The sequence below is a fragment of the Geodermatophilus sp. CPCC 205761 genome, from assembly GCF_051383655.1.
Classification (GTDB): Bacteria; Actinomycetota; Actinomycetes; order Mycobacteriales; family Geodermatophilaceae; genus Geodermatophilus.
Window position 1 is genome coordinate 32,460 of sequence record NZ_JALPKQ010000009.1, and the last position, 26,752, is coordinate 59,211.

Sequence of the window (26,752 nt, forward strand, 5' to 3'; positions counted from 1 at the left end):
CAGCCGGATGGAGCCCCCCGCCGTGAGCGAGAGCACCGCCAAGCACGACCCCGCCCGCCTCGACAAGGTGGTCAACCTCTGCAAGCGACGGGGCTTCGTGTTCCCGTCGGGGGAGATCTACGGCGGCACCCGCTCCGCCTGGGACTACGGCCCCCTGGGCGTCGAGCTCAAGGAGAACATCAAGCGGCAGTGGTGGCGGACCGTCGTCCAGAGCCGGGACGACATCGTCGGCCTGGACTCCTCGGTCATCCTGCCCCGCCAGACCTGGGTCGCCTCCGGTCACGTCGGCGTCTTCACCGACCCGCTGACGGAGTGCCAGAGCTGCCACAAGCGGTTCCGCGCCGACCACCTCGAGGAGGACTTCGAGGCCCGCAAGGGCCGGCTGCCCGAGAACGGCCTGGCCGACATCAGCTGCCCGAACTGCGGCACGAAGGGCGCGTGGACCGAGCCGCGCGACTTCAACATGATGCTCAAGACGTACCTGGGCCCGGTCGAGGACGAGTCCGGGCTGCACTACCTGCGCCCGGAGACCGCGCAGGGCATCTTCGTGAACTTCGCCCAGGTCATGGGCGCGGCGCGGAAGAAGCCGCCGTTCGGCATCGGCCAGATCGGCAAGTCGTTCCGCAACGAGATCACCCCCGGCAACTTCATCTTCCGGACCCGCGAGTTCGAGCAGATGGAGATGGAGTTCTTCGTCGAGCCCGGCACCGACGAGGAGTGGCACCAGTACTGGATCGACGAGCGCACCCGCTGGTACACCGACCTCGGCATCTCCCGGGACAACCTGCGGCACTTCGAGCACCCGAAGGAGAAGCTGTCGCACTACTCGACGCGCACCGTCGACATCGAGTACCGCTTCGGCTTCCAGGGCTCGGAGTGGGGTGAGCTCGAGGGCATCGCCAACCGCACCGACTTCGACCTCAAGACGCACTCGGAGCACTCCGGCGCCGACCTCACCTACTTCGACCAGGGCAGCAACACCCGCTGGACGCCGTACGTCATCGAGCCGGCCGCCGGGCTGACCCGCTCGCTGATGGCGTTCCTGGTCGAGGCCTACACCGAGGACGAGGCGCCCAACGCCAAGGGCGGCGTCGACACCCGCACGGTGCTGCGGCTGGACCCGCGGCTGGCGCCGGTGAAGGCCGCCGTCCTGCCACTGTCGCGCAACGCCGACCTCTCGCCCAAGGCGCGGGACCTGGCGGCCACGCTGCGGCAGAGCTGGAACGTCGACTTCGACGACGCCGGCGCCATCGGCCGCCGCTACCGGCGGCAGGACGAGATCGGGACGCCGTTCTGCCTCACCGTCGACTTCGACACGCTCACCGATGACGCGGTCACCGTGCGGGAGCGCGACTCGATGAGCCAGGAGCGGATCGGCCTGGACCAGGTCGAGACCTACCTGAAGACCCGCCTCCCCGTCTGCTGAGCAGTCCGTCGTCATCCGCGGAGACTGACGGCGCTCCTCCCGGACTCCCGGCGCGGGAAGTCCGGTTCGCGGGGTGATCCACGTCGCCGCCTACCCTGGGCAGAGTGAGCAGCAGCGTGCTGGAGCGGGGTCCGTCCACCGGGACGGGCCCCGCTCCGCTGCGGCTCGGAGAGCTGACCGTCGACCCCGCCGTCGTCCTCGCCCCGATGGCCGGCATCACCAACCCCGCGTTCCGCACGCTGTGCCGGGAGTTCGGGGCCGGGCTCTACGTCTGCGAGATGATCACCACGCGGGCGCTGGTGGAGCGCAGCGAGAAGACGCTGCAGATGGTGCGGGCCACCCCCGACGAGAAGGACGCGTTCTCCGTCCAGCTCTACGGCGTCGACCCGGCCACCGTCGGGCGGGCCGTGGAGATGCTGGTCGACGAGGGCGTCGCCGGCACCCGGCCGGCGCACGTCGACCTGAACTTCGGGTGCCCGGTGCCCAAGGTGACCCGCAAGGGCGGGGGATCGGCGCTGCCGTGGCGGCGGGTCCTCTTCCGCGACATCGTGCGGGCCGCCGTCGCCGCCGCCCGCGACGTGCCGATCACCGTCAAGACGCGGATCGGCATCGACGCCGACCACGTCACCTACCTCGACGCCGGGCGGATCGCCCAGGACGAGGGCGCCGCGGCCATCACCCTGCACGGGCGCACCGCCGACCAGCTGTACAGCGGCACCGCGGACTGGGCGCCGATCGCCCGGCTGGTGGAGGCCGTGGACATCCCGGTGCTGGGCAACGGCGACGTCTGGGAGGCCGACGACGCCCTGCGCATGGTCGCCGAGACCGGGTGCGCCGGCGTCGTCATCGGCCGCGGCTGCCTGGGCCGGCCGTGGCTGTTCGGCGACCTCGCCGCCGCCTTCGCCGGGGAGCCGCGGCGCGCGCTGCCGACCCTCCGCGAGGTCGCCGCGGTGATGCACCGGCACGCCGCGCTGCTGTCGGAGGAGCAGGGCGAGCGGCACGGCTGCACCGACTTCCGCAAGCACGTCGCCTGGTACCTCAAGGGCTTCTCGGTCGGCTCCGACGTCCGCCGCGCGCTGGCGATGGTCAGCTCGCTCGACGAGCTCGCCGGCCTGCTGGCCGGCATCCCCGACCAGCCGTACCCGACGGCGGTGCTCGGCGGCCCGCGCGGCCGCACCTCGCCGCCGCGGCCGGTTGCGCTGCCCGAGGGCTGGCTGGCCGACCGCGACGACCCCCGGCCGCCGGCCGGGGCCGAGCTGAGTGTGAGCGGCGGGTGAGCGGCGGGACGCAAGGGCCCTACCTCTACGACGACGACCCGGCGCCGCTGCACACCGGCACCCCGCGGGCAGCCCGCGGGCTCATCCTCGCAATCCTCGGCGGCACGGTCGCGGTCGCCGTGGGGATGGCCGTGGGGCTGCCGCTGGTGAAGGGCACCCCCGAGGAGCAGGCCCGCCAGGTCACCGGCGTGTTCCTCCAGGCGCTGGCGCAGGACGACGTCGACACCGCCCACCAGCTGCTCTGCGAGGAGGAGCGGGGACGCATCGAGGCCCAGCAGGTGCCCGGCGAGTACGCCGCCGGCGGGGACGGCGAGGTCGCCGGTACCGCCGCCGCCGAGGCCGGCGGCGAGCCGGTGCAGCGGGTGGAGGTCGCCTGGTCCGACGGCAGCACCTCGGTCCTGACCGTGGTCAGCGAGGACGGCCCGCGGGTCTGCGGCACCACGGCGGGCTGAGCGGGCGGGCCATCAGAGCCCCCCGCGTTCGCCGGACCCGGTGTCCAGTGCCGTCAACGGGGCCGGCGGGCTGGCGCGTCCCCGCCCGACTGAGCCAGGATCGCGCTCAACAGGACGTATGAGACGTCTGCTCCCGGCGCGTGGACGACGGCCGGCTGACGAGCGCGGAGGTGCACGGTGGGCGGAACCGGTGGACAGACGTGGGTCTACGACTTCAGCCAGGGCAACAAGGAGCAGAAGGACCTGCTCGGCGGCAAGGGCGCCAACCTGGCGGAGATGACCAACCTCGGGCTGCCGGTGCCGCCCGGCTTCACGATCACGACCGACGCCTGCCGCCACTACCTCGAGCACGGCAGCACCCCGCCGGAGCTGGCCGACCAGGTGACCGAGCACCTGACCGCGCTGGAGAAGGCGATGGGCAAGACGCTCGGCGACCCGTCGGACCCCCTGCTGGTGTCGGTGCGGTCGGGAGCCGCGGCGTCCATGCCCGGGATGATGGAGACCGTCCTCAACGTCGGCCTCAACGACGAGTCGGTGCAGGGGCTGGCCGCGCAGTCGGGCAGCGAGCGCTTCGCGTGGGACTCCTACCGGCGGCTCATCCAGATGTTCGGCAAGACCGTGCTCGGCATCGACGGGGAGCTGTTCGAGCACGCCCTCGACGAGGTCAAGCGCGAACAGGGCACCGACCTCGACCTGGACCTCGACGCCGAGCACCTGGAGGACGTCGTCGGCCGGTTCAAGGCGATCGTCCAGGAGGCGTGCGGCCGCGGCTTCCCGATGGACCCGCGCGAGCAGCTGGACATGGCGATCAACGCCGTCTTCGACTCCTGGAACGCCGACCGCGCGATCATCTACCGCCGCCGCGAGCGGATCCCCGGCGACGCCGGCACCGCGGTGAACGTCGTCGCGATGGTGTTCGGCAACCTGGGTGCCGACTCCGGCACCGGGGTGGCGTTCACGCGGGACCCCGGCAGCGGCGCGCAGGGCGTGTACGGCGACTACCTGCAGAACGCGCAGGGGGAGGACGTCGTCGCCGGCATCCGCAACACCGTGCCGCTCACCGACCTGGAGCGGATCGACGAGGGCGCCTACCGCGAGCTGCTCGACACGATGGCGACGCTTGAGTCGCACTACCGCGACCTGTGCGACATCGAGTTCACCGTCGAGCGCAACAAGCTCTGGATGCTGCAGACCCGCGTCGGGAAGCGGACGGCGGCGGCGGCGTTCGTGATCGCCACCCAGCTGGTCGACGAGGGACTCATCGACATGGACGAGGCGGTCCGGCGGGTGACCGGCGATCAGCTGGCCCAGCTGATGTTCCCGCGGTTCGTCTCCGGCGGGAACGCCACCCAGCTGACCCAGGGCATGAACGCCTCCCCGGGCGCCGCCGTCGGCCGGGCGGTCTTCGCGTCCGAGACCGCCGTCGAGTGGGCGCAGCGCGGCGAGAAGGTGGTGCTGGTCCGGCGGGAGACCAACCCCGACGACCTGGCCGGCATGATCGCCGCCGAGGGTGTGCTGACCAGCCGCGGCGGCAAGACCTCGCACGCCGCCGTCGTCGCCCGCGGCATGGGCAAGACGTGCGTGTGCGGCGCCGAGGAGCTGCAGGTCGACACCAAGGCCCGGCAGTTCACCGCGCCGGGCGGGACGGTGGTCGGCGAGGGCGACGTCATCTCCATCGACGGCTCCACCGGACGGGTCTGGCTGGGCGAGGTGCCGGTCGAGCCGTCGTCGGTCGTCCGCTACTTCGAGGGCGAGATCGACCCCGGCTCCGACGAGGCCGACGACCTGGTGCGCAGCGTGCACCGGATCCTCGCGCACGCCGACTCCCGGCGGCGGATGGACGTGCGCACCAACGCCGACACCCCGGAGGACTCCGCCCGGGCGCGCCGCTTCGGCGCCCACGGCACCGGCCTGTGCCGGACCGAGCACATGTTCCTCGGCGACCGACGGCAGCTGGTGGAGAAGCTGATCCTGGCGGAGGGGGACGACGAGCGGCAGGCCGCCCTCGACGCGCTGGAGCCGCTGCAGAAGCAGGACTTCCTGGAGATCTTCGAGGAGATGGACGGGCTGCCGGTGACCGTCCGGCTGCTCGACCCGCCGCTGCACGAGTTCCTCCCCGACCTCACCGAGCTCTCGGTGCGGGTCGCGGTGGCCGAGGCGGAGGGTCACCACGACGAGGGGCAGCTGCGGCTGCTGGCCGCCGTCCGCCGGCTGCACGAGCAGAACCCGATGCTGGGGCTGCGCGGCGTCCGGCTGGGGCTGGTCGTGCCCGGGCTGTTCGCCATGCAGGTGAAGGCGATCGCCGAGGCGGCCTGCGAGCGGAAGAAGGCCGGCGGCGATCCGCGGCCGGAGGTGATGATCCCGCTGGTCGGCGCCGTGCAGGAGCTGGAGGCGATCCGCGAGGAGGCCGACCGGGTGCTCGCCGACGTCTGCGACCGGCACGGGGTCGACCTGCACGCGCTGGTCGGCACGATGATCGAGGTGCCGCGGGCCGCGCTGACCGCGGAGGAGATCGCCCAGTCGGCGGACTTCTTCTCCTTCGGCACCAACGACCTCACCCAGATGACGTGGGGCTTCTCCCGGGACGACGTCGAGGCGGCGTTCTTCCACGCCTACCTGGACAAGGGGATCTTCGGCGTCTCGCCGTTCGAGTCGCTGGACCGCGAGGGGGTCGGCCGGCTGGTCGAGATCGGCGTCGAGGGCGGGCGGCGCGTCCGTCCCGACCTCAAGCTGGGCGTCTGCGGCGAGCACGGCGGCGACCCGGACTCGGTGCACTTCTTCCACGAGGTCGGGCTGGACTACGTCTCCTGCTCGCCGTTCCGGGTGCCGGTGGCCCGGCTGGAGGCCGGCCGCGCCGCGCTGGGAGCCGATCGCGCCGGGTCCTGAGCACGGCCGCCCCGGCCGCGTGATCATCGGCGGGTGGCGGTGCCCGTCCGCGTGTCGGGCAGCCACTCGCCGATGATCGGCGGGGGCCAGCGGGCACCGGGAGGACGTGGTCCGGCACACCGTCCCCAGGGCCCCCGTTCCGACAGGGCGGCGTGGTACCCATGACGCGTGGGGGTGCGCGCAGGGAGCCTGGTCGGCCGGGTCGTCGGAGCTCTCGTGCTCGCGTTCTTCCTGCTGGTGGTCTCGACCGCGACGGCGATCTGGTGGACGGCGCGGCATGACTCCCGACCGGCGTCGGACGCGATCGTGGTGCTCGGGTCGGCGCAGTACAACGGCGTCCCCTCGTCGATCTTCGAGGCCCGGTTGGAGCACGCGCTGCGGCTGTACGAGAACGGCGTCGCGCCGGTGATCGTGACCGTCGGTGGCAAGGCCGCCGGCGACCAGTTCACCGAGGCCGAGGCGGGGCGGGACTACCTGCAGGAGTCCGGCGTCCCGGCCGAGTCGCTGCTGGCCGTCGAGCAGGGCGTGGACACGCTGGAGAGCATGCGCGCCGTGGCCACGGCGTTCGACGAGCGCGGCTGGGCCTCCGCGGTGCTGGTGACCGACCCGTGGCACGCCATGCGCGCGGAGCGGATGGCCGAGGACGCCGGCATCGCCGCCGACAGCTCGCCGACCCGGCAGGGCCCGGCGGTGCAGACCCGCACCACGCAGTTCCGGTACATCCTCCGCGAGACGGCGGCCTACCTGCTCTACCGGGTGACCGGGGAGAGCGTCGCCGGCGCACCCGGGATCGGCTGAGCGAGGAGGACCTGTGCTGGAACTGGGCAAGGCCGGCTCGTCCGGCACCGGGAAGGGCGTGCTGCCCGTGCTGCGCGACGGCGCCGTCGTCGCCACGCTGCGGGCCTCGAACTGGAAGGAGGCGGCCACGGCCGTCGTCGGCGACCGCGAGTGGGTGCTCACCAAGCGCAAGCGCGAGCTCGTCGGCCGCTGGTCGGTCGACCCGGAGGACGCCGCCCGGCTGCGGGCCTGGCAGGCGTCGTTCTGGAAGGGCACCTGGGAGGCCGACCTGGCGGGGACGCCGGTGCGGTCGGAGGTGGTGTCGCGCTGGAAGGGCGGGCACCGCTACCTCGTCGACGGCCGGGTGATCGCCGAGACCGGGACGACGGGCGGGTGGTCGCCCCGTCAGACCCTGACCGCCGACGAGTCGCTGCCGCTCGACCAGCAGGTGTTCCTGCTGTGGCTGGGGCTGGTGATGACCCGCCGCGACCAGGCGGCGGCGACGGTCGCGATCGCCGGCGGGGTCGCCGCGGCAGGAGGCAGCTGATGGCCGGGCGGGGACGCATCCGGGCCGCGGACATCGCGCTGGTCCGCGAGCGGAGCAAGATCGACGAGATCGTGGGCGAGCACCTGCAGCTCAAGCGCGCGGGTGGCGGGAGCCTGAAGGGACTCTGCCCTTTCCACGACGAGAAATCGCCTTCCTTCCACGTCACACCGGCACGAAATCTCTACCACTGCCTCGCCGGCGAGACAGGGGTGCTCACCGAGGACGGCACAGTCCCGATCCGGGAGCTCGCCGGGAAGACCGTCCGCGTTCTCAACGGAGATGGGGGCTGGGTCGAAGCGCCGTTCAGGTCGTACGGCGTGCACCGGCTCATGAAGCTCACGCTGACCCGCAACGGACGGACCAAGGTCGTCCACGCCACCGACGAGCACCGCTGGTTCGTGCCCTCCGGCCGACTCCGGCAGGACCGCCGAGAGAAACTCACCAAGGACCTGCGGCCCGGCGACCAACTGTCGCCGTCCTTCCCGATGAGCCGGGTCCTCAACCCGGCGACGCGCCCTTCGCCCTTCGGGATCGCCCGCGGACTGGTCTACGGCGACGGCACACGAAACGGTGCCGGGTCCATTGCGAACCTCTTCGGTGACAAGGACGCAGAGCTCGCGCAGTACTTCGCCGGTTGCAGGAGCTGGGTAGGAGAGGGTGTCACCAAGTACTACGGGCTTCCTGCTCACTTCAAGGACGAGCGTCCGGCACTCGATGAGGACGCCGCGTATCTCCTCGGTTGGCTCGCCGGCTACTTCGCAGCCGACGGCTGCGTGGCTGAAGACGGGGACGCGATCCTCAACTCGGCGCGGGTCGACGACCTGGAGTACGTCCGCACCCTGTGCACCCGGCTCGGCATCGGCACCTACGGGGTGGCCAAACAGACCCGGCTGGGCATCGACGGCGTCATGAGCGACATCCACAACGTGCGCTTCATGACCAAGGGGCTGCCCGACTCGTTCTTCCTGTTGACCCACCATCGCGAGCGCATCCTCGCCAACCGAAAGGCGTACGAGCGAAAGCGGTGGGTCGTCCGATCGGTCGAGTGGTCCGATCGCGTCGAGGAGGTCTACTGCGCGGAGGTGCCCGGCACGCACGCCTTCACCCTCGAGGACAACATCCTCACCGGGAACTGTTTCGGTTGCGGAGTCGGTGGCGACGTCATTTCCTTCATCCAGCAGATCGACCACTTGTCCTTCTCTGAAGCGGTCGAACTGCTGGCCGGGCGGGCCAATCTCGAACTGCACTACGAGGACGACGGCGGCCGTCCGACGGGTGGCCCCGACCGGACGCAGGTCGGCCAGCGCGCCCGGCTGGTCGCGGCCAACACCGCGGCCGCGGCCTTCTACGCCGAGCAGCTCGGTTCGCCGGAGGCGGCACCGGCCCGGCAGTTCCTCGCCGACCGTGGTTTCGACCGGCAAGTGGCGCTCGACTTCGGCTGCGGCTTCGCGCCCGGCGGCTGGGACGCGCTGACCCGCCACCTGCGCGCCAAGGGCTTCACCCAGCCGGAGCTGGTCACGGCCGGGCTGGCCAAGGAGTCCTCCCGCGGCTCGCTCATCGACCGGTTCCACCGCCGGCTGGTGTGGCCGATCCGCGACATCACCGGCGACGTCATCGGCTTCGGCGCCCGCAAGCTGATGGACGACGACCAGGGCCCGAAGTACCTCAACACCCCCGAGACGCCGCTCTACAAGAAGAGCACCGTGCTGTACGGCGTCGACCGCGCCAAGCGGGACATCGCCCGCCGGCACCAGGCCGTGGTGGTCGAGGGCTACACCGACGTCATGGCCTGCCACCTGGCCGGGGTGACGACGGCGGTCGCGTCCTGCGGCACCGCATTCGGCGCCGAGCACATCGGCGTGCTGCGCCGGCTGCTCATGGACCAGGACGAGTTCCGCGGCGAGGTCATCTACACCTTCGACGGCGACGCCGCGGGACAGGCCGCGGCGATGAAGACCTTCGCCGAGGACCAGCGCTTCGTCGGCCAGACCTTCGTCGCCGTCGAGCAGGACGGCCGCGACCCCTGCGAGCTGCGCCAGGCGCACGGCGACGCCGCGGTCCGCGACCTCGTGGCCCGGCGGACGCCGCTGATCGCCTTCGTGCTGAAGACGACGCTCGCCGGCTACGACCTGGACACCGTCGAGGGCCGGGTCGCCGCGCTGGAGAAGACCGTTCCGCTGGTCGCCCAGATCAAGGACCACGCGCTGCGGCCGGCCTACGCCCGCCAGCTGGCCGGGATGATCGGGAACATCGACGAGGCCGAGGTGCTCGAGCGGATGCGCCGGCTGACGGGGGAGGGGGCCGCGCCGCAACGGTCCCGCGCCCGCACGCCCCGGCGGTCGCCGGACGACATCGCGGTGGCGGTGGAGCGGGAGGCGGTGAAGACGGCGTTGCAGGTGCCCGAGCTGGCCGGTCCGTCGTTCGACGCGATCCCGGTCGAGGCCTACACCGACCCGGACTACGCGGCGGTGGCGGCGGCGGTCGCCGGCACCGGGGGAGCGGCGGCGGCCCGGGTCACCGGTCCGGCGTGGCTGGACGAGGTCGCCGCGCACTGCCCGAGCGACACCGCCCGCGCCCAGCTCACCGCGCTCGCCGTGGAACCGCTGCGTTCGGCGCACGAGGCGGACGCGGTGTACGTCAGCGCGGTGCTGGCGCGGCTGGAGGAGATGCACACCGTCCGCCGGGTGGCCGCGCTCAAGGGCCGGCTGCAGCGGATGAACCCGGTCGAGGCCGCTGACGAGTACATGAAGGCGTTCGGGCAGCTCATGGCGCTCGAGCAGCAGGCCATCTCGCTGCGGCAGCGGGCGATGGGCGGGCTGGCCCAGTGAACCTCCTCGACGCGGTGCGACGGCGGTTCGCCCGGCCGCCCGAGCTGGTGCGCGCGGTCGTCGTCGCGTCGGCCGACCCCGACGAGCGGGTCCTCGCCTGGGGGACGCTCGTCCGTGACCAGGGCTGGCTGGCCGCGACCTCGCGCGGCCTGCGCCGGGTGCCGGCCGACCTGTCGCTGACCGAGGCGGGCGACGTCGGCGTCCTGCCGTGGCACGAGGTCGCCTCGGCCCGGTGGACGGCGACCGGCGACGGCGGCGGCCGCTTCGAGGTGACCCCGCTGACCGAGGTGGAGCCCGGCGTGCAGGCCCGGCTGCCCGTGGAGCGGCATGCGCTCAGCGACGCGGGCGACCTGCCGGCCGTCGTCCGCCGGCGGGTGGACCAGACGGTGGTGGCCAGCCGGCGTACGCCGCTGCCCGGCCGCGGCGAGGTCGTGCTCGTCGCCCGGCGGGTGCCCGGTCAGGCGGAGCGGGAGTGGACCGTCGTGTTCGACGACGACGCCGACCGCAGCGACCCGGTGGCGCGGGACGCCGCCCGGCAGAAGCTCGCCGAGGCGGTCGCCGCCGACCAGGTGATCTGACCCCGGGGAGGGTCAGGGCATCGGCGGGGTCCCCGCGGGGCCGGTCGTCGATGGTCCGGTCGCCGAGGCGCCGGTCGTGGGGGACGGGCTCGGCGTGGGTCGGGTGTCGGAGGTGTCGCGGCCCATGCGCGCCTTGACCGAGTTCACCACCGCGTCCGCCCGGGCCTGGGCCATGCCGGCCACACCCTGCAGCTGCGGGTTGTCCTTGGCGTTCTCCCACGACCTGCGGATCTGCTCGTAACGCTCACGCCCGGCCTTCGCGCCGAGCACGTACCCGGCACCGAAGCCGGCGAGGAAGGACAGCTTCGCCACGGGAGACCTCCTGGACTCGAAGATTGAGTGATCACGGTAGCCGTGACCGGGTGTGACGCGCGACGCGAGGGACCCTGCGCAGGGCCCTCGGGCGTGTGAGGTACCCTCGACGAGGCGTGCGGGTCCGTCCCGCCGGTCCCCCGTAGCTCAATTGGCAGAGCATGCGACTGTTAATCGCAGGGTTATTGGTTCGAGTCCAATCGGGGGAGCAAAGCCGCAGGTCAGCGGCCGGTCCTGGCGTTAGCGCGGCTGACTCACCCCGTTTTCCCCACTTCTCGTCATCTGGTCAGCCCCCGGTCGTGGTGGTGGGTGAGGGCCCGTAGCCGTGGGCGAGGGTGCCGCGACCTCGAGCCCCCGCGTGTGGGCGTCGCCCGGCCCGCCGGCACGAAGGTCTGATGCCTCGGGATCTTGATCGGCGATCGACCGGAGCAGGGGAACCTCATGGAAGTTCTGTACGAGCGGGTCGCCTGACTCGACATCGGCAAGGCGACGCTGACGGTCTGCGAGCGCACACCCGGCCCCCGGAGTGGCCGGCGCGCGGAGACGCGGACGTTCTCGACCCTGGAGTGGGGGCTGCTGCGTTCGTCGCTGGTTCCGCCGCCGGATATCGGCCGGTCGCGGATGCTGACCCGCTACCGGGTGCAGCTGATGGCCGACCGAACGCGCGAGGTCACGCGGCCGGAGCTGATTCTCGGAGATGCCTCGATCAAGCTGCCGTCGGTCGCGGTCAACCTGACCAGCGTCTCGGCCGGGGCGATGCTCACCGCGCTGATCCAGGGCGAACGACCTGCCCGCCCCAACTCATGTCTCGACGCTTGCCAGCCGGAGGTCGCCGACGGTCAGCTCTGCGATCAGCGGCCGGGCGGCGTCCGGATCCACATCCGTTGCGACGGCGCAGAGTTCGGGGGTGACGCGCGCCCGCAGCAGGTGCGCCACGAATCGGCCCTCGGCGCCGGGCCGGCGCACTCGCAGGTCGCCGACGACGCCGGCGATCCCGCCTGCGCCCGCCGTCGCGGTACCGATCACGAGCAGTTCGGCCGCCCGTCGCGCCGTCTCGGCGGCCAGCCAGTCGTCGCGCTTCTCCATCGTGTCGGCCAGCAGGGTGCCGAGAAGGTCGACGTGGTCCGACGCCTCGGTCGGGCTGCCCACGCAGCGCAGCGCCAGGCCGTAGTCGCCGAGCGCCGTGGCCGCGCGAGCGACCACGTCGAGGGAGCGCCGGCGCACGCTCCGGACGGAGATGGTGCGCGCCACTTCGGCCGCCTCCGCGAAGAGCCCCGCCTGCGCGGCCTGCTCCGCCACCGAGGCCAGGGTGTCGGCCTGCACCTGCACGTGCTCGATCCGCCGCGCCGTCCGCGCCGCCTCCGAGTAGTCGTGGTGGGCGCACAGCCAGGCCACGATCACCCGGTACAGCGCGCTTCGCTCCTGGAGGTCCCGGGGCGCCTGGGCCGCGGCCCGCGCCAGCCCCACCCGGTCGTCGGATAGGGCCTGGTCGACCACCGCGGCGTAGAAGTCAGCCTCGGTCGACAGCCGTGTGCTGCCGCGAGAAGGCGCCGGCACGGTGGCGCTCGTCTCGCTCCGCGCCCCCAGGACGGCCGGTAGCGCGCCGCCCGTCTCCTCCGCCTCCGGCTCCGGCGCTGCGGCCGGCAGGCCGGCGCGCGGCTCCGGCGTGGCCGGTGAGACGGCGCGCGGCGCCGACGTCGTCTCGTTCGCGAAGTTCGCCTCGAACAACACGCGCACCAGCACCGTCTCGAGGCGTTCGACGTCCCGCTCCTCGGCGGGTTCAGCAAGGGCGGCCTCGACGATCTCGCGCGCGGCGACGTCGTGCCCGCGATCCAGCGCCGCCTCCGCGGCCGCCTCGCTGATCGCGGCGCGCGTCGCCGGCGACGCCGTGGTCCGCCGGAGGTCCGCCACCAGCGGCGCCGATCCGCGATCCCCGACCCGCCGGGCGCACTCGACCAGGACCTCCGGCCGGCTCGTGGCGATCCCCGTGGCGGCGAGCAGGGCCAGGGCGTCGTCCACCCTGCCCACTCCGCAGGCCTCGACGGCAACGGCGGCCAGGGCTCGCTGCCGCCATCCGGGCTCCTCGATGGCCCGGGCGATGCGCTCGGCCAGGTCGAAGCGGTCCAGGTCCCGCTGCACGATGCGGGCGGCCTCCGTGACCGCCTCCGGCCCCTCGTGCTCTTCGATCGATCTCGCGACCCGCAGCGCGGCTGCGTCGTCACCGGCATGGACGGCGGCCTGGAGGACGTCGAGGAAGTTCCGGCGGCGCACGGTCGGCAGCGAGCGCGCGGTCAGCGTCGCGGCCTGGACGTAGTCGCCCAGCTGAAGCGCGAGCCGCGCCGTGCGGGCCAGGTGGCGCTGCTGCTCGTCGCGGTCCAGGCGGGGGATGATCGCGACGCAGTCGCCGAGGGCCGACCGGTCCACCGCGGCGCCGGCGAGGGCGGTGACGAGAATGCCCCGGACCGGCTGGCCGAAGCTGTCGGCGATCGGCAGCGCCCGCTCGAGGCCGGCGGCGGCGTAGAACCGGAGCAGGGCGGCCGTCTCCTGCGCAACGGCGTCCGGTGTGCCCTTGAGGGTCTCCATGGCGCGGCGGAGGATCTCGGTCGCCTCCTCTGCCCGGCCCAGTTCGACGCTGCGGCATGCGAGCTCGGTCAGGGCCCGGGCTGACGTCGACCGGGTCTGCAACCCGGCCGCCGTCCGCAGGGCTCGCTCCAGGTCCCCGCGCCCGGCGTAGGCCGCGACCACGGTGGCCAGCACGTCATCGCGGGTCTCGAGGTCGTCGATCTGGCCAACCAGCGCGACGGCCTCGTCCTCGTGGCCGGTCGAGGCGGCGTGCATGGCGACGACCCGGCGCAGGTGGTCGCCCGACGCCCGATCCTCCTCCGCCGCCACGGTCCCGATCGCGCCGTCCCACTCCCCGGCCTCGAGCATGGCGCGCACCACCGCCTCCAGCAAGCGCCGGCGCTCGTCGCGGTCCGGCAGCCGGCGGGCCAGCTCGGCAGCCGGAGCGCGGCGGCCGGACGCCAGCGCGGCGCGCGCCACCGCGGCCAGCGCCGCCGGCGATGAGTTCTCGGACCTGACGACCGCCAGGGACCACTCGACGTCCGCTTCGGCTGCGGACGTCAGGAGGACGGCGGACAGCGCGTTCCGGCGGTGTTCTTCGAGGGGAACGGCGGCGATGGCCAGCCCGGCCGAACCGAGGTCGCCTGCCGCGGCACGGTGCTGGGCGACGGCCGCCAAGGCGGCCGACCGCCACACCCCGTCGTCCTCGGGCGAGACGCTCTCCTCCGCGGCGGCGAGCAGCTCCTGCCGGTGGGCCGGCACGTCCACGGCCACCTGGGCCAGCGTGACGGGCCGATCGACACCGGGGGGCACGGCCAGCGCCTCGGCGCGGGCCCGCGCCGCCGTCTCGGCCGCGGCGCGGTCGCTCCGAGCCGCCAGGACGGCGGCCAGTCGAGCGAGCACCCGCGCCCGATGCGCCGCGGATGCGATGCGGCCGAGCGCCGCGGTGACCGCCTCGACGCGGCCCAGGCTCGCGGCGGCCTCGCCGACGAGCACTGCGGCCTTCTCCCGCCGGGCGGGGTCGCCTTCGCCGTCCAGTTCCTCGACGGCCGACTCGAGCAGGTCGGCGGCGAGGACGGCGGAGTCGCGCCGACCGACGGCCAGGGCCAGTGCGCTGAGCGCGCGGACCCGCGAGGAGCCGTGCTGTTCCGCCCGCGCGGCCGCCGTGACCGCGCGGACCAGTGCCGGCACATCGGCAGCGCCGTACTCGACGAGTGTGGCGATGAGCAGGTTCCGGCTCTGTGGATCGGGAACGCCGAAGGCCAACTCCTCGGCCCGACGGCGGAGGGCGGTTGCCCGGTCCTGCGGCGTCCCGGGCAGGGCGGCTGCACGGGCCAGCAGCGTCGCGGCCTTTGCCGGGGGCTGGTCGTCGGCCGCCCGCTCGACGACGGTCAGCAGGAGCGACACGTCGTGCCCGGCGGGAGCCAGTTGCGCGGCCACGGCCAGCGCTGCCTGGCCCTGCTGGTGCTTGTCGAGGACGGCGGAGACCAGGTCGCCGGCCAGGCCGATCTCGCCCAGAGCGGCGGCCGCCTCGGCGGCGGCGGAGAGAGCGGTGCCCTGCCGCCACGGGGACCCGCCGCTGCGCGCCAGGGACGCGCAGTCGCGCAGCAGCATCGCCAGCTCCGGCGCCGGTGCCCACGTCCGCACGGTGAGCGCGATCCGCGCGAGGCGGACCGCGCGCTCGTGCGGATGGGAGAGCTCGTTCGCCACGACCACGGCGTCCTGCAGCAGAGCTAGCCGGGTCTGCTCCGCCCCGGTCGCCGCGGCCAGCAGGTCGGCGAAGCAGTCGCAGCGGATCTCGGGATCGGGAACGCCACGGGCGAGGGCGACGGCCTCGTCGGTGCTGCCCGCGCGCCAGGCGGCGACCGCCACCGCCGCGAGGGCCCGCGCCTTCGCCGTCCCCTCCAGCCACTCGGCGAGCTCGTGCGCCCGCCGCCAGTCCCCGGCGCGGACCCAGCCGAGGGCGACGTCGACGGGGCACCGGCCGATGGGGGTGCGCAGCTTCTCGCGGGCCACGGCCAGGACCGCCACGGCGTCGAGCCGAACGCGTGGAGCGGCGCACCAGGTGGCCAGCGCCGCATCGATCTCGCGAAGGGCGCCGTGGGTGCTGCCCTGCCGGGCGGTGAGGAAGCGGATGCGTGGCACCGACACGAGCCGGGTGAGGAGCTCCGCCTCGCGCAGTTCCTGCAGCAACTGGGGGTAGCCGTCGGCGAGGTAGTCGGGCGTGTTGTCGGGCCAGCCCGCGGCGGCGTAGCCGGCCGCCCACTCGTGGATGCGGGTGCGCAGCGCGGGGATGCGGTCGGCGAGTGCGCCGGCGGTGGCCTCCCGCAGGGTGCTGTGCTGGAAGGCGAAGCGCGTCTCGCCGCCAAGCGGGATCGGCTCCACGATCCGCGCCGCCACGCGCTCGAACACCCGCCGGACCTCGTACTCGCCGGTCGCGGGCGAGTCCTCCTTGGCGAGGGCGGCGGCCTCGTTCACGGTGAGCGGGCCGGCCGCCGCCAGCAGGCACAGCATTGTGCGCGCCGCCGGGTCGTCGAGGTATTCCTCGAGGTCGTCCTCGGCCGCCTGTTGCCGCCCGGTCGCGAACGGGCTCGCGCGCAGTGGGCGCCGCGGCGTGCGGCGCTCGTCGAGGAGGGGGTGCTCGGAGCGACGGGCGGGGAGGTGGACGTTGCGCCGGCTGAAGACGAGCACGTGCGTAGACGGCAGGCGGTCGGGCGGGAGCAGCCCGAGCAGCCGCCCGGGATCCTCTGCCTCGTCGGCGCCGTCGACGAGCAGGACGAGGTGCCGGCCGAGGCGTTGCTGATGGGCCTGCGCCTGCTGCCAGAGGCTGACGAACGCCTCGTGCCCCTGCTCGCGCGGCGCCTCCCGGTCGAGCAGCGCGGCCAGTTGCTCGCAGACCGACTCGAGGAAGCGGCGGATCTCGGTCGTCGCCCGGGCGCGGGAGAAGAAGAAGGAGACGACGTCGACGCCGTCGACCGGATGCGCGGCGGTGTGGGCCGCGAGCGTGGTCTTGCCGGACCACGGATCGGCCGTCCACCAGGCGAACGGGCGATCGGACAGGGTGAAGGCGCGCAGCTCCTCGATCTCCGTGTCGCGCCCCTCCAGCCGGGGGCTGCGGGCGTCGAGCCAGCGGACGAAGTCGGTCTGCGTGGTGGGCCGGCGGGCGGGAACGAAGCGGACGGCGAGACCGTCGTCGGCCAGCAACTGCCGGAGCACGGCGACGTTCTCGCCGGCCTCGCGGTCGCGTGCGAACGCGGTGTCGTGCTCCTCGAAGACCGCGGCGAGCCGCACCGCGGTGAGGAAGCCACCGGGCTCGACCTCGGCGACCAGGCCGACCAGCCGGTCGTGGGCGAAGATCGCGGCGCCGGAGAAGCCGGTCCAGTCCTCACCGCGGATGCCCTCGGGCACGTCGGCGCGGAGCTGGAGCCGCCCGGTCTTCGCGTTGGCCAGCGGCGGGATCTCGCCGGTGACCGACGCGGTGTCGCGCACGGTCGTGGTGGCGCCGGGCTTGGTCGAGAAGGTCGGAAAGCCCAGGGCCTGAAAGGGCACGGCCCGCGCCACGAGGGCGGGGAGGTCGCCCAGCTCGGGCGAGCTCAGATCCTCGGTGCCGAAGGGGCGGGTGAGCCGCACCAGCGCCAGGTCGGCGGTCGCGCCTGCCCAGGCGACCTCGCCGCGGATCTCCTCGCCGCGGGTGGCCCCGGGGAAGAAGCGGACGTCGACGGTGGCGGCGTCGTCGAGCACGTGCCGCGCGGTCAGGACGAGGTGCGGGGAGAGCTGGTAGCCGGTGCCGTAACTCAGCGTTCCGTCGTGCCGGCCGACCAGGATCTCGGTCACCTGCTCGGCACGGAGTCCTTCCGGCCGCGGCGGCATCTCAGTCGGGCCGCGCGTCGGGCCGGGCGTTCACCACCAGAGGCTGGCCGTGGTCGTCCAGTGGGGTCAGGGTGACCTTCAGGCGCTGCGTCCGCTGCACCGACGCCTTGGCCGAGCCGCCGAGCGAGACCACCCAGAACTTGATGTCGCCCTTGGCTCCGGCCTCGCGGGTGCCGGCGACCTCGAGTTCCAGCTCGACCGGCCCCACGGCGAAGCGCGGTGTTCGGTTCTTGCCGGCGAGCTCGGCCGCGCGGAGTTCCGAGCGCAGGGCCTCGATGTACTCCGAGAGTTCGATGTCTTCGTCCACCGGGCCGCCGTCCTCCCGTTCCCCCGCACAGGCACCCACCGGCCGTGCAACGCCCCGACGCTATCGGTACCGAGCCGGGCAAGGGCCGTGAGCCGTCGCCGGAAGAACGGGCAGCGCTACGGAAAGCCCGCCGCCTCGGAGGGCGGCATTGCCAGGCCGGCAGCCAGCAGCTGCCGGTCCGCGGTGACAGCGGGCAGTGGAGGCCTTGTTCGGCGGGACCCCGGCGGCGTCGTGGACGGTGCCGATGCTGGCGGCCGGGCAGCGCCGCCTCGGCCCACCACGATGGGGCCGGATGCGCGAACGGTCGCACAGGCGGCACGGCAGGTTGAGCGATGGCCGTGGCCTCTGCCACGTCGACAGTGACCAACTGATGGGAGCCGGTAAGGCCGGGCATTGTCAGTCGCCCATGGATCACTGGTGCGCGCAGGGTGATGTCCGTGTGGCCAGCCAAGCGTCGGGCGCCGGTGCCAGGTGTTCGAGCATGCCCGGCTGGGTGCCTATCCGCGGCGGCGCCGACGGCGGGTCCCGCCCTCGTTCGGGACTGCTGCAGGATTAGTTGACCCTGGGAATGTTGATCATGCCGCGATGGTGGCGTGCTGGGTGGTGAAGGCGAGGGTGCGTTGTCCGCTGTAGACACCGTCTCGCTATCCGAGGGTGGTGGCTTCATCGGATGTGCCTGACTCATGGGAGCGCTGGGTCCATCTGGTTGTTGCGGTATCAGCCCACTCGCGGATTGAGTGCGTGATGCGGGGCGGCTGACGCCATCAGATCGCGAACTTCTCTCGGGCGACGCCGCTGGGCTTCCTCGGCGAGAACCGCTTTCTCCAAGGTTCCGGCGACCTCCTGCCAATCGGGATGATCCCTGCACCGCCACCTGGAGTTCGAACCAGGACGAGACCGGTCGGCGTCGATCACCGTCACCCACTCGAGTGTCTTCTTGGGCTCGTTTTCGTGGGGCTCGTCCGCGTGAGCCTCGTCCGCGTGGGGCTCGTCCGCGTGGGGCACGTTTGCGAAGGCCACCTCCGCAGTGTCGTCGACGCGTACGGTCGCTGGCCTTTCCTGGGGGTCGAGGTGCTCCAGCACTCGGAGGCAGGTTCGACAGTAGAAGGCCTGGATCCTGCGGAAGAGGTTCTTCGGCGGGTCACTCCCGCTTGCCGCCGTGCTGATCTTCGCCAGGGCTCGACGGATCATCTCGTCCTCAGCGTCCAAGTCGCCCGACATGCCTTCGACCGTCGCCGTGGGATGGCCGTCGACATGGTGGATCAACTCCGCCAGGAAGTCGCGCAGATCCCGGCGTTTGATTCCCTCAGCCAGAAGGATTGTGAGGACGAAGCCGACCACGAACACCGCGACCGGGAAGCCCCACCTCCAGGGCGGAGGTTGAAAGGCCACTACGAGGAAGACCCACGCCGCCATGCTCGCCGGATAGATCAAGGCCGAGGCGAATGGCTCGTTGACAAAGCCCATCAAGCTGCGCGGTCGATTACGGAATTGTCCTCGGACTCCGAGGTGGACCTCGAGGCGCTGTCCCGCTCGTATCAGGTAATGACACTTCTTGATCCCGAAGAGCTCGTACGAGAACAGGCCGAGGGTGAAAACGGCCCCGATCGCGCCAATGACCGGGAGGACTTGGGCAAGCGGCTCCGACCCATCCGATGGCGCCTCGGCGCCGAGATCGGGAACGTGGTCGTTCAGCAAGAAGAAGACGCCGGTGCCCGTGGCGATCGGCAGTAGACCCAGCAGCTTCATGCGGAAGTCATCGATTGCCTGGTAGCTCTCGCAGACACGGTCGTATGCGGCTTCACTGCCCTCCTGCTGTTCCGGTGTCATGCCGACCTCCCTCCCGCAGAGTCCACCACAATGCGGCACCAGTGATCCCGCGACCTGCGCGGCGCCAGCAGCAGCGACGACAGAGCCGACGACGTCGATCATCGACTCGCCCCTTCTCGGGCAAGTGGCGCGATCAGTCGGTTCCCCTGGCTGCGAAAGGGGCCCGGGGCGGCGGAGCGCCCTCGCCGCGTCCCGCTGGCCCCTTTCTGCGGGTACCCCAGGTGTTGCCCACTTGTGTGGGAGGTCTTTACGGGATTGCCGTCATCGCGGTCACGTTGTTGGCGTGGCCGATCTCGCGCCAGTTGATGTTGGATTCGACCGGGTCGCGGACCCAGAGCTTGTTGTCCCTCGTCGTGGCCCAGAGTTTGCGGTTGAGCGCGGTCATCGCGGTCACGTTGTTGGCGTGGCCGATCTCGCGCCAGTTGATGTTGGATTCGACCGGGTCGCGGACCCAGAGCTTGTTGTCCCTCGTCGTGGCCCAGAGTTTGCGGTTGAGCGCGGTCATCGCGGTCACGTTGTTGGCGTGGCCGATCTCGCGCCAGTTGATGTTGGATTCGACCGGGTCGCGGACCCAGAGCTTGTTGTCCCTCGTCGTGGCCCAGAGTTTGCGGTTGATCGCTGTCATGGCCGTCACGTTGTTGGCGTGGCCGATCTCGCGCCAGTTGATGTTGGATTCGACCGGGTCGCGGATCCAGAGCTTGTTCTCACTCGTCGCCGCCCACAGCTTGCGTGACAGGAATGCCAGCCCTGTCACGAAGTTGGCGTGGCCGATCTCCTCCCAGTTGATGTTCGACTCCTTGGGGTCGCGCACCCACAATTTGTTGTCCGCGGTTGCGGCGACCAGCTGGTTCCGGATTTGCCCTGTCCGGTCGAGGTCGGTCATGACGCCTTCCTTGCTGTGAGATGCAAGCGGGCCCCACCAGCCTTCGCGCCAGGCGTCACGGCGTCGTCACCTCGCCGTCACGGAAGCCCGCCGACAGCATTGGACGGCCATCGGCCTCTGCGCTCTCAGCCCGGCAAGAGCATCAACGGCCGGAGCCGCGAGTTCTGTCGGCAGTCGGGTCGGGCACTGATGACAGGTGGCGCACTCCGCGCGATCCCGACGGCATCGCGGTGACCCCAGGTAGAAGGCCGGGCGCGCCCGGCGGGAACGAGTGCGGCTCGCTGCGGATGAGTGGTCGGCAGGGTCGAGCAGCGGCACCGGCGCGGGGCAGACCGCGCGGCCGGCGACGAGCCCGTCGCCGCTGACCGCGTGCAGGCGTCCGGCCGGCAGTCCACCCGGTCCTGCTCCCAGGGCCGGGGTGACCGCGTCGGCGCCGACAGTCCAGTCCTCCCAGGGCACTCAGCCGGCCCGGTGAACCACGTCAGACCGAGGCCGGCCGTCATGGGCCGCTTCTCGACTCTCGCTGATCACGATCTGGGGCGACAGGCAGCACATGCGTTTGACGGTCAAACGCGGTGACGGCTGGTCAGCGCGGGGCTCCGGCGGGTCGGCCCTTCCGCCCGCGCCACGCTGCGACACCTCATCTCCCGCGGGCCGGCCCCGGGTGCAGGGCCGGCCGGCGAGACGTCACTTGACCAGGGCTCCGGCGTCGACCGGCAGCGGCACGCCCGTGATGTAGCGGGCGTCGTCGGACACCAGGAACACCAGCGCGCGGCTGATGTCGATCGGCTGGACCCACGGGATCGGCAGGGTGTGCATGGCCTGGGACCTCGGCTCGAAGTCCGCCCGGGCGGGGTTCGGGATGTCGGGGACGAAGATCTTCATCGTCTCGTCGTTCATGATCATGTCGGTCTCGACCTGAGTCGGGTGGATGCTGTTCACCCGGATCCGCTCCGGCCCGTACTCCACCGCGAGGGTCCGCATCAGGCCGACCACGCCGTGCTTGGCGGACACGTAGTGCGAGATGTGCGAGTAGGCCTGCAGCCCGGCCGCGGAGCTGGTCAGCACGATGGCGCCGCCCTGGCCGCCGGCGAGGATGTGCGGGATCGCGGCCTTGCAGGTCTGCCACACGCCGGTGAGGTTGATGTCGATCATCTGCTGCCAGACGTCGAGCGGCAGCTCGTGGGAGGCGTGCGGCAGCGACCCGATCCCGGCGTTGGCGGCCACGATGTCCAGCCGGCCCAGTTGGGTCACCCCGTCGTCGACCGCGCCGGCGAGGGCGTCGTAGTCCCGGACGTCGGCCTTGGCCGCCACGATCCGGCGGTCCAGCGCCTCGACCTCGCGGACGGTCTCCTGCAGCTTCTCCCAGGTGCCTGTCGGGTAGGGCATTCCCGGGATCTGCTCGCAGATGTCGACCGCGATGATGTCGGCGCCCTCCCGGGCGAGCTCGACCGCGTGGCTGCGCCCCTGTCCCTGGGCCGCGCCGGTGACGAAGGCGACCTTGCCCTCGAGCCTGCCCATGACGTCTCCCTCCTCGATGTGATGTGTCCCGCGTCACCGTACGGGTCCGCCACCGGTCGCCACCCCGGTCCTCGGCCACGGCGACGGACGCCGGTCCGGTCCCCGCTCGGCCGGACACCACCAGCTTCCGCCCCGACGAGGACGCCTCGTGCGCCCTGGCGCTGCTGACCCAGGACGGCAACCCGGTCTCGGCGGCCGTGCGCAGCGCGCTCATCCGGGCGGCCCGCGTTGTGGCGGGGGAGCGACGGCGGGCGCAGGCGGCCGAGCTGGCGGCCGACGAGGCCGATCGCGAGGAGGCAGCGCAGGTGCTACGGGACATGGAGACGCTGCGTGCGTGGTGAGGTGTCCCGGCTCCCGGCGCCTCGCGACATCCGGAGCCACGAGCAGTCCAGGCGGTGGTTCGCCGTGGTGGTCCGGTCGGACCTGGTGCCGTTGTCGACCTGGCGTGTCGCCCCGACGTCGGCATCGGCTGGGCGGCGACCTTCCGACCCGAGGTCGAGAGCCCCCGCGCGGGGCCCGACTGCCGTTGCGGCGTGGGATCCGAGCGAAGTCTCGGGCTGCCGGTGAGCGACGCTCCGGCTCCCCGGTCCTCCGAGCGACACCTCCCGTCCGGTCGGCCTCCTTCCGGCGCGACCGGACAGCGCGGCGATCATCGTCGCGTCCGAGCCCCCCGTGCACCCCGAACGACCACCAGACCGGCGAGGGACACCGCGCACAACGCCGCGGTGACGGCAATGGCCGGGGTCACCCAGCCCGGCACCATGTCGTACTCGGCGTTGCAGGGCGAGGAGTACGGCGGCAACGGCGAGTCTCGCCCATGGGCAGCCGAGTACTCCGGGTCGAAGTCCTGCTCTACGACGAGCGTGCAGGTCTCTCCCACTTCCAGTCCGGTGAACGCCTGCGTCACACCGAAGGCGCACAGCGCCAGAGTCAGCAGCCCGCTGGCCAGGGCTCCCCGCCACCAGGGGGCTGGCCACACCGTCCGCTGGGCGCTCATGCGCCCGACGGTGCCCGAGGCCGAAGACGGCACTGCGTGACCACCATCGAGGTCCGTTGGGGGGAACGACGAATCTGATCCGTGCAACTCCTCGCCCAGGCCGGTGAGGGCAGGGCTGAGCCCCAGGGGCGCGGTCGTCGGCGCGCACTCCCGCGCGGCGCCGAAGGCGCGCCGCCGTGTGACGATCCGCAACGCCGGGGCGCTCGGGCGCTGTCCCCGTCCGCGGGGTCGACGGCGGGTGCAGGACGGCTCCCCGTCGTAGGGTGCCGTGCGTGGCGGGTGGGGATCTCGCGGAGCAGCTGGCGGATGCCCGCAGCGACCTGGCTGCCGCCACCGCCCGCGCCGAGGGACTGCAGCGCGCTCTGGTCTCCAACCGGCGGATCGGCATGGCGATGGGGATCCTCATGGAGCGGTACCGGCTCACCGAGGAACAGGCCTTCGACCGACTACGCGACCTGAGCCAGCGCAGCAACATCAAGCTGCGCGAGGTGGCCGAGCAGCTCGTCAACACCGGCGACATCCAGCAGCGCTGGACCTGACACCGCCATCCGCAACCGACCAGCGGAGGAAACCGTGCACGACCCCGCAGACGAGGATGGCCGGCCGCCCGCCGACGGGGCAGCGCAGGCCGGCCCGTGGGAGAGCGAGCGCCAGGTCAGGTCGTGGTGGGTGGACCCGCACGAGCGTGACACCCGCGCCGACGCCGCCGACCGGCACGCGCAGGACCGGGACGGCGCCGCCCGTGCCCGCGACGACGCCGCCGATCGTCGGTTGCAGGACGCGCAAGCACGCGAGGATCTGGCGTACCGGCGGATCCGGGAGGTGACACGGCGGCTCAACGCCCTGGACGCCGGCGAGGCTCACCAGCGCGTCCATCTGGAATGGGCGGCCGAGGCGATCCAGGCGGCGATCGACTCCGGTGCCGACGAGCCGCTGGTGCGCCTGCTGCGCGAGGTCCTCAAGCTGCTGGACGTGCAGTTCGCCGACGTGATCGCCGCCGGCATCCAGCGTTCCCGTCTCCGCGTCGACCTGCAGCACGCCGACCAGTACCTGGCCAGCGCAGCCGATGACCGCAGAGCAGCGTCCGCGGACCGGGCCGCGGCCGCTGCCGACCGGTCGGCAGCGGCCGGTGACCGCGCCAGCGCACGGACTTCCCGTCGATCCGCCGCGGCCTACCGGGCCGCCGACGAACCCGGGCTGCCGGAGTACTGACCCACCCAGGTTTCCCGGGATGACCACGGCGACGCCCTTGATCGCCGGCATCGACCCCCAGGGTCGGCCCGCGGAGGGCCGGGGGATGCAGAGCACGGTGGTGTCCACGTGGGTTCCGCCCGATGGCGTGGTCACGCGGCCGGTGACGTTCCGGTGACGTTCTCGATTGCATAGTGCGAGAGCTCCCGGATGACGGGGCGGCACTTCTCACTGTGTATGCCGGAATGGAGTGGACCCATGTCCGATGTGAATCTTCCCGAGGGAAATCCGGGGAAGGACCGGAGAGCTGCGGGAACCGGCGGGTCTACAGGCGCGGTGCCGCCCTCCCTGGGTCTCGACGAGCTGGCGAACGCAGCGCCGATCCCGGCCACCGAGAGCATGCCCGCGGACATCGCGGAACTGCTCGAGCCGCATTCGGGCGTGTACGTGCTCTCCGACGACAAGCCCTCGCTGGACTTCGGGTCCGCGCGTGTTCGTGCGGCGGCCGACGTGTGGCACGTCGATGCGACCAGCGGGGAGCTCCGGACGACGATCCCCGGGCTGGAGCAGACCGAGCTCCAGCTCGAGACCGCCGAGTCGGCGCGTGCCGAGGAAGCCGGCACGGACAGTCACCGCCCAGCCTGGATGGAACAGCAGTTCCTCCCCAGGCTGGCACCCTTCCGCCTCTCCGCGCGCGAGACGGGGTCGCGGGCGGCTCGCTTGTTCCTGGAGCCGAGAGCGGCGGAGGCGGAGCGGCTGGCCTATCCGTGGTGCTGCGTCGGCAGGATCATCACGAGCAGTTCGCTCGGCACGTGGGTCGGTAGCGGTGTGCTCGTCGGTCCGAACCTGGTGCTCACCGCGGGTCACGTCGCGCCGTGGGGTGGGAGCAACTGGTCGATGGAATTCGTGCCCGCACTGCGGGAGGGTGACGCCAATCCACGTCCCTTCGGCAGTTCGTTCATCTCGCAGTACCGCGGTTACAACAGACCGCGCGACGTGTTCGGCTACGACTACGTCATCTGCCAGCTCTACCGGCCGCTCGGTCAAGCGCTCGGCTGGATGGGAGCCCAGTCGTGGGGCAACGAGGACGAGTACGAGGCTCGCGACTACACGTCCTCCGGGTATCCGGCCACTTTCGGCGGGCGACCTGCCGTTCAGTTCAGCGTCGGGATCCGGGACATCGACAACGACAGTCCGGGCAAGGAACTCGAGACCGTCGAGTACACGGCAGGAGGGTGGTCGGGCGGGCCGCTCTGGTTCTTCGCCGGCCAGAGACCGACGATCGTCGGCGTCCTGAGCGGTGCCGAGACGGACGTGCTGGACCCACGACGGGACGTCTACGCCGGGTACACGGCCATGATCGACCTCATCAAGTTCGGCTTGGACAACTGGCGGCTGTGAGCCGGGGAGCCGTGCAGCACGCGAACGGATGGCGGAGGGGTCGTACACACCTGGACTCGCGGACATGACCGTCCGGCGGATGGACCACGTCGGCGTCGTCGTCGACGACCTCGCGGCGGCCGTCGCGTTCTTCGTCGAGCTCGGCCTGGAGGTGGAGGGCGAGCGACCGGCATCGGTCGAGGGACGGTGGGTGGACCGCGTCGTCGGGCTCGAGGGCGTCCGGGTGGAGATCGTCTTCGTGCGCACCCCGGACGGCCACGGCCGACTCGAGCTGACGAAGTTCCACGCGCCGTCTGCGGTCAGGGCTGAGTCGACGACACCGAACACGCTCGGCCTCCGCCGGATCATGTTCGCCGTCGACGACATCGATGACGTCGTCGCCCGCCTGCGGGCCCACGGCGGCGAACTCGTCGGCGAGGTGGCGCAGTACGAGGACACGTACCGGCTCTGCTACGTCCGTGGCCCGGACGGCATCATCGTCGCGCTCGCTGAAGAGCTCGGCTGACGTGCGCAGCCGCGGTCGGGACCACTGGCCGGAGGTGTACCGCAGGCCGGCGTTGATCAGCTCGGTGATCCGCCGGGCCACGTGGCCCGGCAGCGAGGCGTCCGGCACCGGGTCGTCGACCGACGGCACCCGGCGCAGGCCCGTGCGGTAGCCGTCGGGCGGCAGGTCGAAGCCGATCCTCGCGATCACCTCGGCACCGTGGGCAGTGCCCAGGCGGGGCGCGCAACCGCCTCCACCCGCGCGCCGCCGTTGCCGGGCGTCGGCAACGTGGAACCGCGCGGGTTCGCCGGTCGCCGCCCTCGTTCCGCCCGCTGCCCGGCGGGATGCTCGGGTCACGGCTTCGGAGGCTCCGCTGCGGAGGAGGTGGTCAGGGATGCACACCCGTACACCGGCTCCACCCGGCTGCGCCACCGCGGCCGGCGGCCGCGTCGCGCAGCCGGCCGGGCCCGCCCGCCACGCGGTGACCGGCGGTGGGCTGCTGGCGTTGGCGATGAGCCGGCGGGCTCGTGGCCTGCGCGGCCTCGACGTGCTGCGACCCAGTCAGGACCGGGCGCCTCCGGGAGTGCGCTGACCCCACGCCCACGTCCGAAGGCGCGTCCCAC

Annotated in this window: 21 protein-coding genes and 1 tRNA gene; 15 read left to right on the forward strand and 7 right to left on the reverse strand. The window is 72.4% G+C overall.

What is annotated here, in order from left to right:
* Positions 1–22 precede the first annotated feature (22 nt).
* The 8 genes from MY526_RS07425 to MY526_RS07460 all read left to right on the forward strand — a co-directional run bounded on the left by MY526_RS07425 (position 23) and on the right by MY526_RS07460 (position 10,771).
* Entirely contained in the window at positions 23–1,426 is a 1,404-nt protein-coding gene (locus MY526_RS07425) for a glycine--tRNA ligase (protein ID WP_436690710.1), read from the forward strand.
* Between the two features lie 104 nt (positions 1,427–1,530).
* Positions 1,531–2,703 carry a tRNA dihydrouridine synthase DusB gene (dusB, locus tag MY526_RS07430; protein WP_436703592.1) on the forward strand — a complete coding sequence of 391 codons (1,173 nt, stop codon included), beginning with the start codon at positions 1,531–1,533 and terminating at the stop codon, positions 2,701–2,703.
* On the forward strand, positions 2,700–3,155 hold the full coding sequence (locus MY526_RS07435) for a hypothetical protein (RefSeq protein WP_436703593.1): 456 nt from the start codon (positions 2,700–2,702) through the stop codon (positions 3,153–3,155). Before dusB ends, MY526_RS07435 begins: the two co-directional genes overlap by 4 nt.
* Positions 3,156–3,332: 177 nt before the next feature.
* Positions 3,333–6,041 (forward strand): pyruvate, phosphate dikinase, encoded by a 2,709-nt coding sequence (gene ppdK, locus MY526_RS07440; RefSeq protein WP_436690716.1) that lies wholly within the window; start codon positions 3,333–3,335, stop codon positions 6,039–6,041.
* A gap of 168 nt (positions 6,042–6,209) precedes the next feature.
* Positions 6,210–6,839 carry a YdcF family protein gene (locus MY526_RS07445; protein ID WP_436690718.1) on the forward strand — a complete coding sequence of 210 codons (630 nt, stop codon included), beginning with the start codon at positions 6,210–6,212 and terminating at the stop codon, positions 6,837–6,839.
* A 13-nt stretch (positions 6,840–6,852) separates the two neighbouring features.
* Positions 6,853–7,365: a hypothetical protein gene (locus MY526_RS07450; RefSeq protein ID WP_436690720.1), complete on the forward strand. Its 513-nt coding sequence runs from the start codon at positions 6,853–6,855 to the stop codon at positions 7,363–7,365.
* Positions 7,365–10,193, forward strand: a complete 2,829-nt coding sequence (gene dnaG, locus MY526_RS07455; protein ID WP_436703594.1) for a DNA primase — start codon at positions 7,365–7,367, stop codon at positions 10,191–10,193. Before MY526_RS07450 ends, dnaG begins: the two co-directional genes overlap by 1 nt.
* Positions 10,190–10,771, forward strand: coding sequence for a hypothetical protein (locus MY526_RS07460; protein ID WP_436703595.1), 582 nt, complete (start codon positions 10,190–10,192; stop codon positions 10,769–10,771). The genes dnaG and MY526_RS07460 overlap by 4 nt, the downstream gene beginning before the upstream one ends.
* Positions 10,772–10,783: 12 nt before the next feature.
* Here the strand turns inward: MY526_RS07460 and MY526_RS07465 are convergent, their stop codons facing one another.
* Complete coding sequence (locus MY526_RS07465) at positions 10,784–11,083, reverse strand: hypothetical protein (protein WP_436690726.1); 300 nt, start codon at positions 11,081–11,083, stop codon at positions 10,784–10,786.
* A gap of 136 nt (positions 11,084–11,219) precedes the next feature.
* Here MY526_RS07465 and MY526_RS07470 point away from each other — a divergent pair.
* Positions 11,220–11,292, forward strand: a tRNA-Asn gene (locus MY526_RS07470).
* Between the two features lie 592 nt (positions 11,293–11,884).
* Here the strand turns inward: MY526_RS07470 and MY526_RS07475 are convergent.
* The 5 genes from MY526_RS07475 to MY526_RS07495 form a co-directional block, all read right to left on the reverse strand.
* Complete coding sequence (locus tag MY526_RS07475) at positions 11,885–17,479, reverse strand: trypsin-like peptidase domain-containing protein (RefSeq protein ID WP_436703596.1); 5,595 nt, start codon at positions 17,477–17,479, stop codon at positions 11,885–11,887.
* Positions 17,480–17,516: 37 nt separating this feature from the next.
* Positions 17,517–17,822: a trypco2 family protein gene (locus MY526_RS07480; protein ID WP_436690730.1), complete on the reverse strand. Its 306-nt coding sequence runs from the start codon at positions 17,820–17,822 to the stop codon at positions 17,517–17,519.
* A gap of 717 nt (positions 17,823–18,539) precedes the next feature.
* Positions 18,540–19,754 carry a hypothetical protein gene (locus MY526_RS07485; RefSeq protein ID WP_436703597.1) on the reverse strand — a complete coding sequence of 405 codons (1,215 nt, stop codon included), beginning with the start codon at positions 19,752–19,754 and terminating at the stop codon, positions 18,540–18,542.
* Between the two features lie 145 nt (positions 19,755–19,899).
* Positions 19,900–20,535, reverse strand: coding sequence for a hypothetical protein (locus MY526_RS07490; RefSeq protein ID WP_436703598.1), 636 nt, complete (start codon positions 20,533–20,535; stop codon positions 19,900–19,902).
* A 687-nt stretch (positions 20,536–21,222) separates the two neighbouring features.
* Positions 21,223–22,056 carry a mycofactocin-coupled SDR family oxidoreductase gene (locus tag MY526_RS07495; RefSeq protein WP_436690736.1) on the reverse strand — a complete coding sequence of 278 codons (834 nt, stop codon included), beginning with the start codon at positions 22,054–22,056 and terminating at the stop codon, positions 21,223–21,225.
* Between the two features lie 23 nt (positions 22,057–22,079).
* On the opposite strand from MY526_RS07495, the gene MY526_RS07500 reads away from it, so the two are divergent.
* Complete coding sequence (locus MY526_RS07500; protein ID WP_436690738.1) at positions 22,080–22,397, forward strand: hypothetical protein; 318 nt, start codon at positions 22,080–22,082, stop codon at positions 22,395–22,397.
* Positions 22,398–22,705: 308 nt separating this feature from the next.
* Here MY526_RS07500 and MY526_RS07505 read toward each other — a convergent pair whose 3' ends face one another.
* The gene (locus tag MY526_RS07505) at positions 22,706–23,053 is read right to left on the reverse strand and encodes a hypothetical protein (RefSeq protein WP_436690740.1); all 348 of its coding nucleotides are present in this window, start codon (positions 23,051–23,053) and stop codon (positions 22,706–22,708) included.
* Between the two features lie 272 nt (positions 23,054–23,325).
* Here MY526_RS07505 and MY526_RS07510 point away from each other — a divergent pair, with 272 nt between their 5' ends.
* From MY526_RS07510 to MY526_RS07530, 5 genes are all read left to right on the forward strand, one after another.
* Complete coding sequence (locus MY526_RS07510; protein ID WP_436690742.1) at positions 23,326–23,592, forward strand: ANTAR domain-containing protein; 267 nt, start codon at positions 23,326–23,328, stop codon at positions 23,590–23,592.
* A 34-nt stretch (positions 23,593–23,626) separates the two neighbouring features.
* Complete coding sequence (locus MY526_RS07515; RefSeq protein WP_436703599.1) at positions 23,627–24,265, forward strand: hypothetical protein; 639 nt, start codon at positions 23,627–23,629, stop codon at positions 24,263–24,265.
* A 237-nt stretch (positions 24,266–24,502) separates the two neighbouring features.
* Positions 24,503–25,645, forward strand: coding sequence for a trypsin-like serine peptidase (locus MY526_RS07520; protein WP_436703600.1), 1,143 nt, complete (start codon positions 24,503–24,505; stop codon positions 25,643–25,645).
* 64 nt (positions 25,646–25,709) lie between these two features.
* Positions 25,710–26,150 carry a VOC family protein gene (locus MY526_RS07525; protein ID WP_436690748.1) on the forward strand — a complete coding sequence of 147 codons (441 nt, stop codon included), beginning with the start codon at positions 25,710–25,712 and terminating at the stop codon, positions 26,148–26,150.
* 373 nt (positions 26,151–26,523) lie between these two features.
* Entirely contained in the window at positions 26,524–26,721 is a 198-nt protein-coding gene (locus MY526_RS07530; RefSeq protein WP_436690750.1) for a hypothetical protein, read from the forward strand.
* Positions 26,722–26,752: the final 31 nt, after the last annotated feature.

Coding starts and splice junctions, on each gene's coding strand:
- MY526_RS07485 (WP_436703597.1), bottom strand. CDS start 19,754: ATGATCGACGTCGTCGGCTCTGTCGTCGCTGCTGCTGGCGCCGCGCAG.
- MY526_RS07525 (WP_436690748.1), top strand. CDS start 25,710: ATGACCGTCCGGCGGATGGACCACGTCGGCGTCGTCGTCGACGACCTC.
- MY526_RS07520 (WP_436703600.1), top strand. CDS start 24,503: ATGTCCGATGTGAATCTTCCCGAGGGAAATCCGGGGAAGGACCGGAGA.
- MY526_RS07495 (WP_436690736.1), bottom strand. CDS start 22,056: ATGGGCAGGCTCGAGGGCAAGGTCGCCTTCGTCACCGGCGCGGCCCAG.
- dnaG (WP_436703594.1), top strand. CDS start 7,365: ATGGCCGGGCGGGGACGCATCCGGGCCGCGGACATCGCGCTGGTCCGC.
- MY526_RS07505 (WP_436690740.1), bottom strand. CDS start 23,053: ATGAGCGCCCAGCGGACGGTGTGGCCAGCCCCCTGGTGGCGGGGAGCC.
- MY526_RS07490 (WP_436703598.1), bottom strand. CDS start 20,535: ATGACCGACCTCGACCGGACAGGGCAAATCCGGAACCAGCTGGTCGCC.
- MY526_RS07530 (WP_436690750.1), top strand. CDS start 26,524: ATGCACACCCGTACACCGGCTCCACCCGGCTGCGCCACCGCGGCCGGC.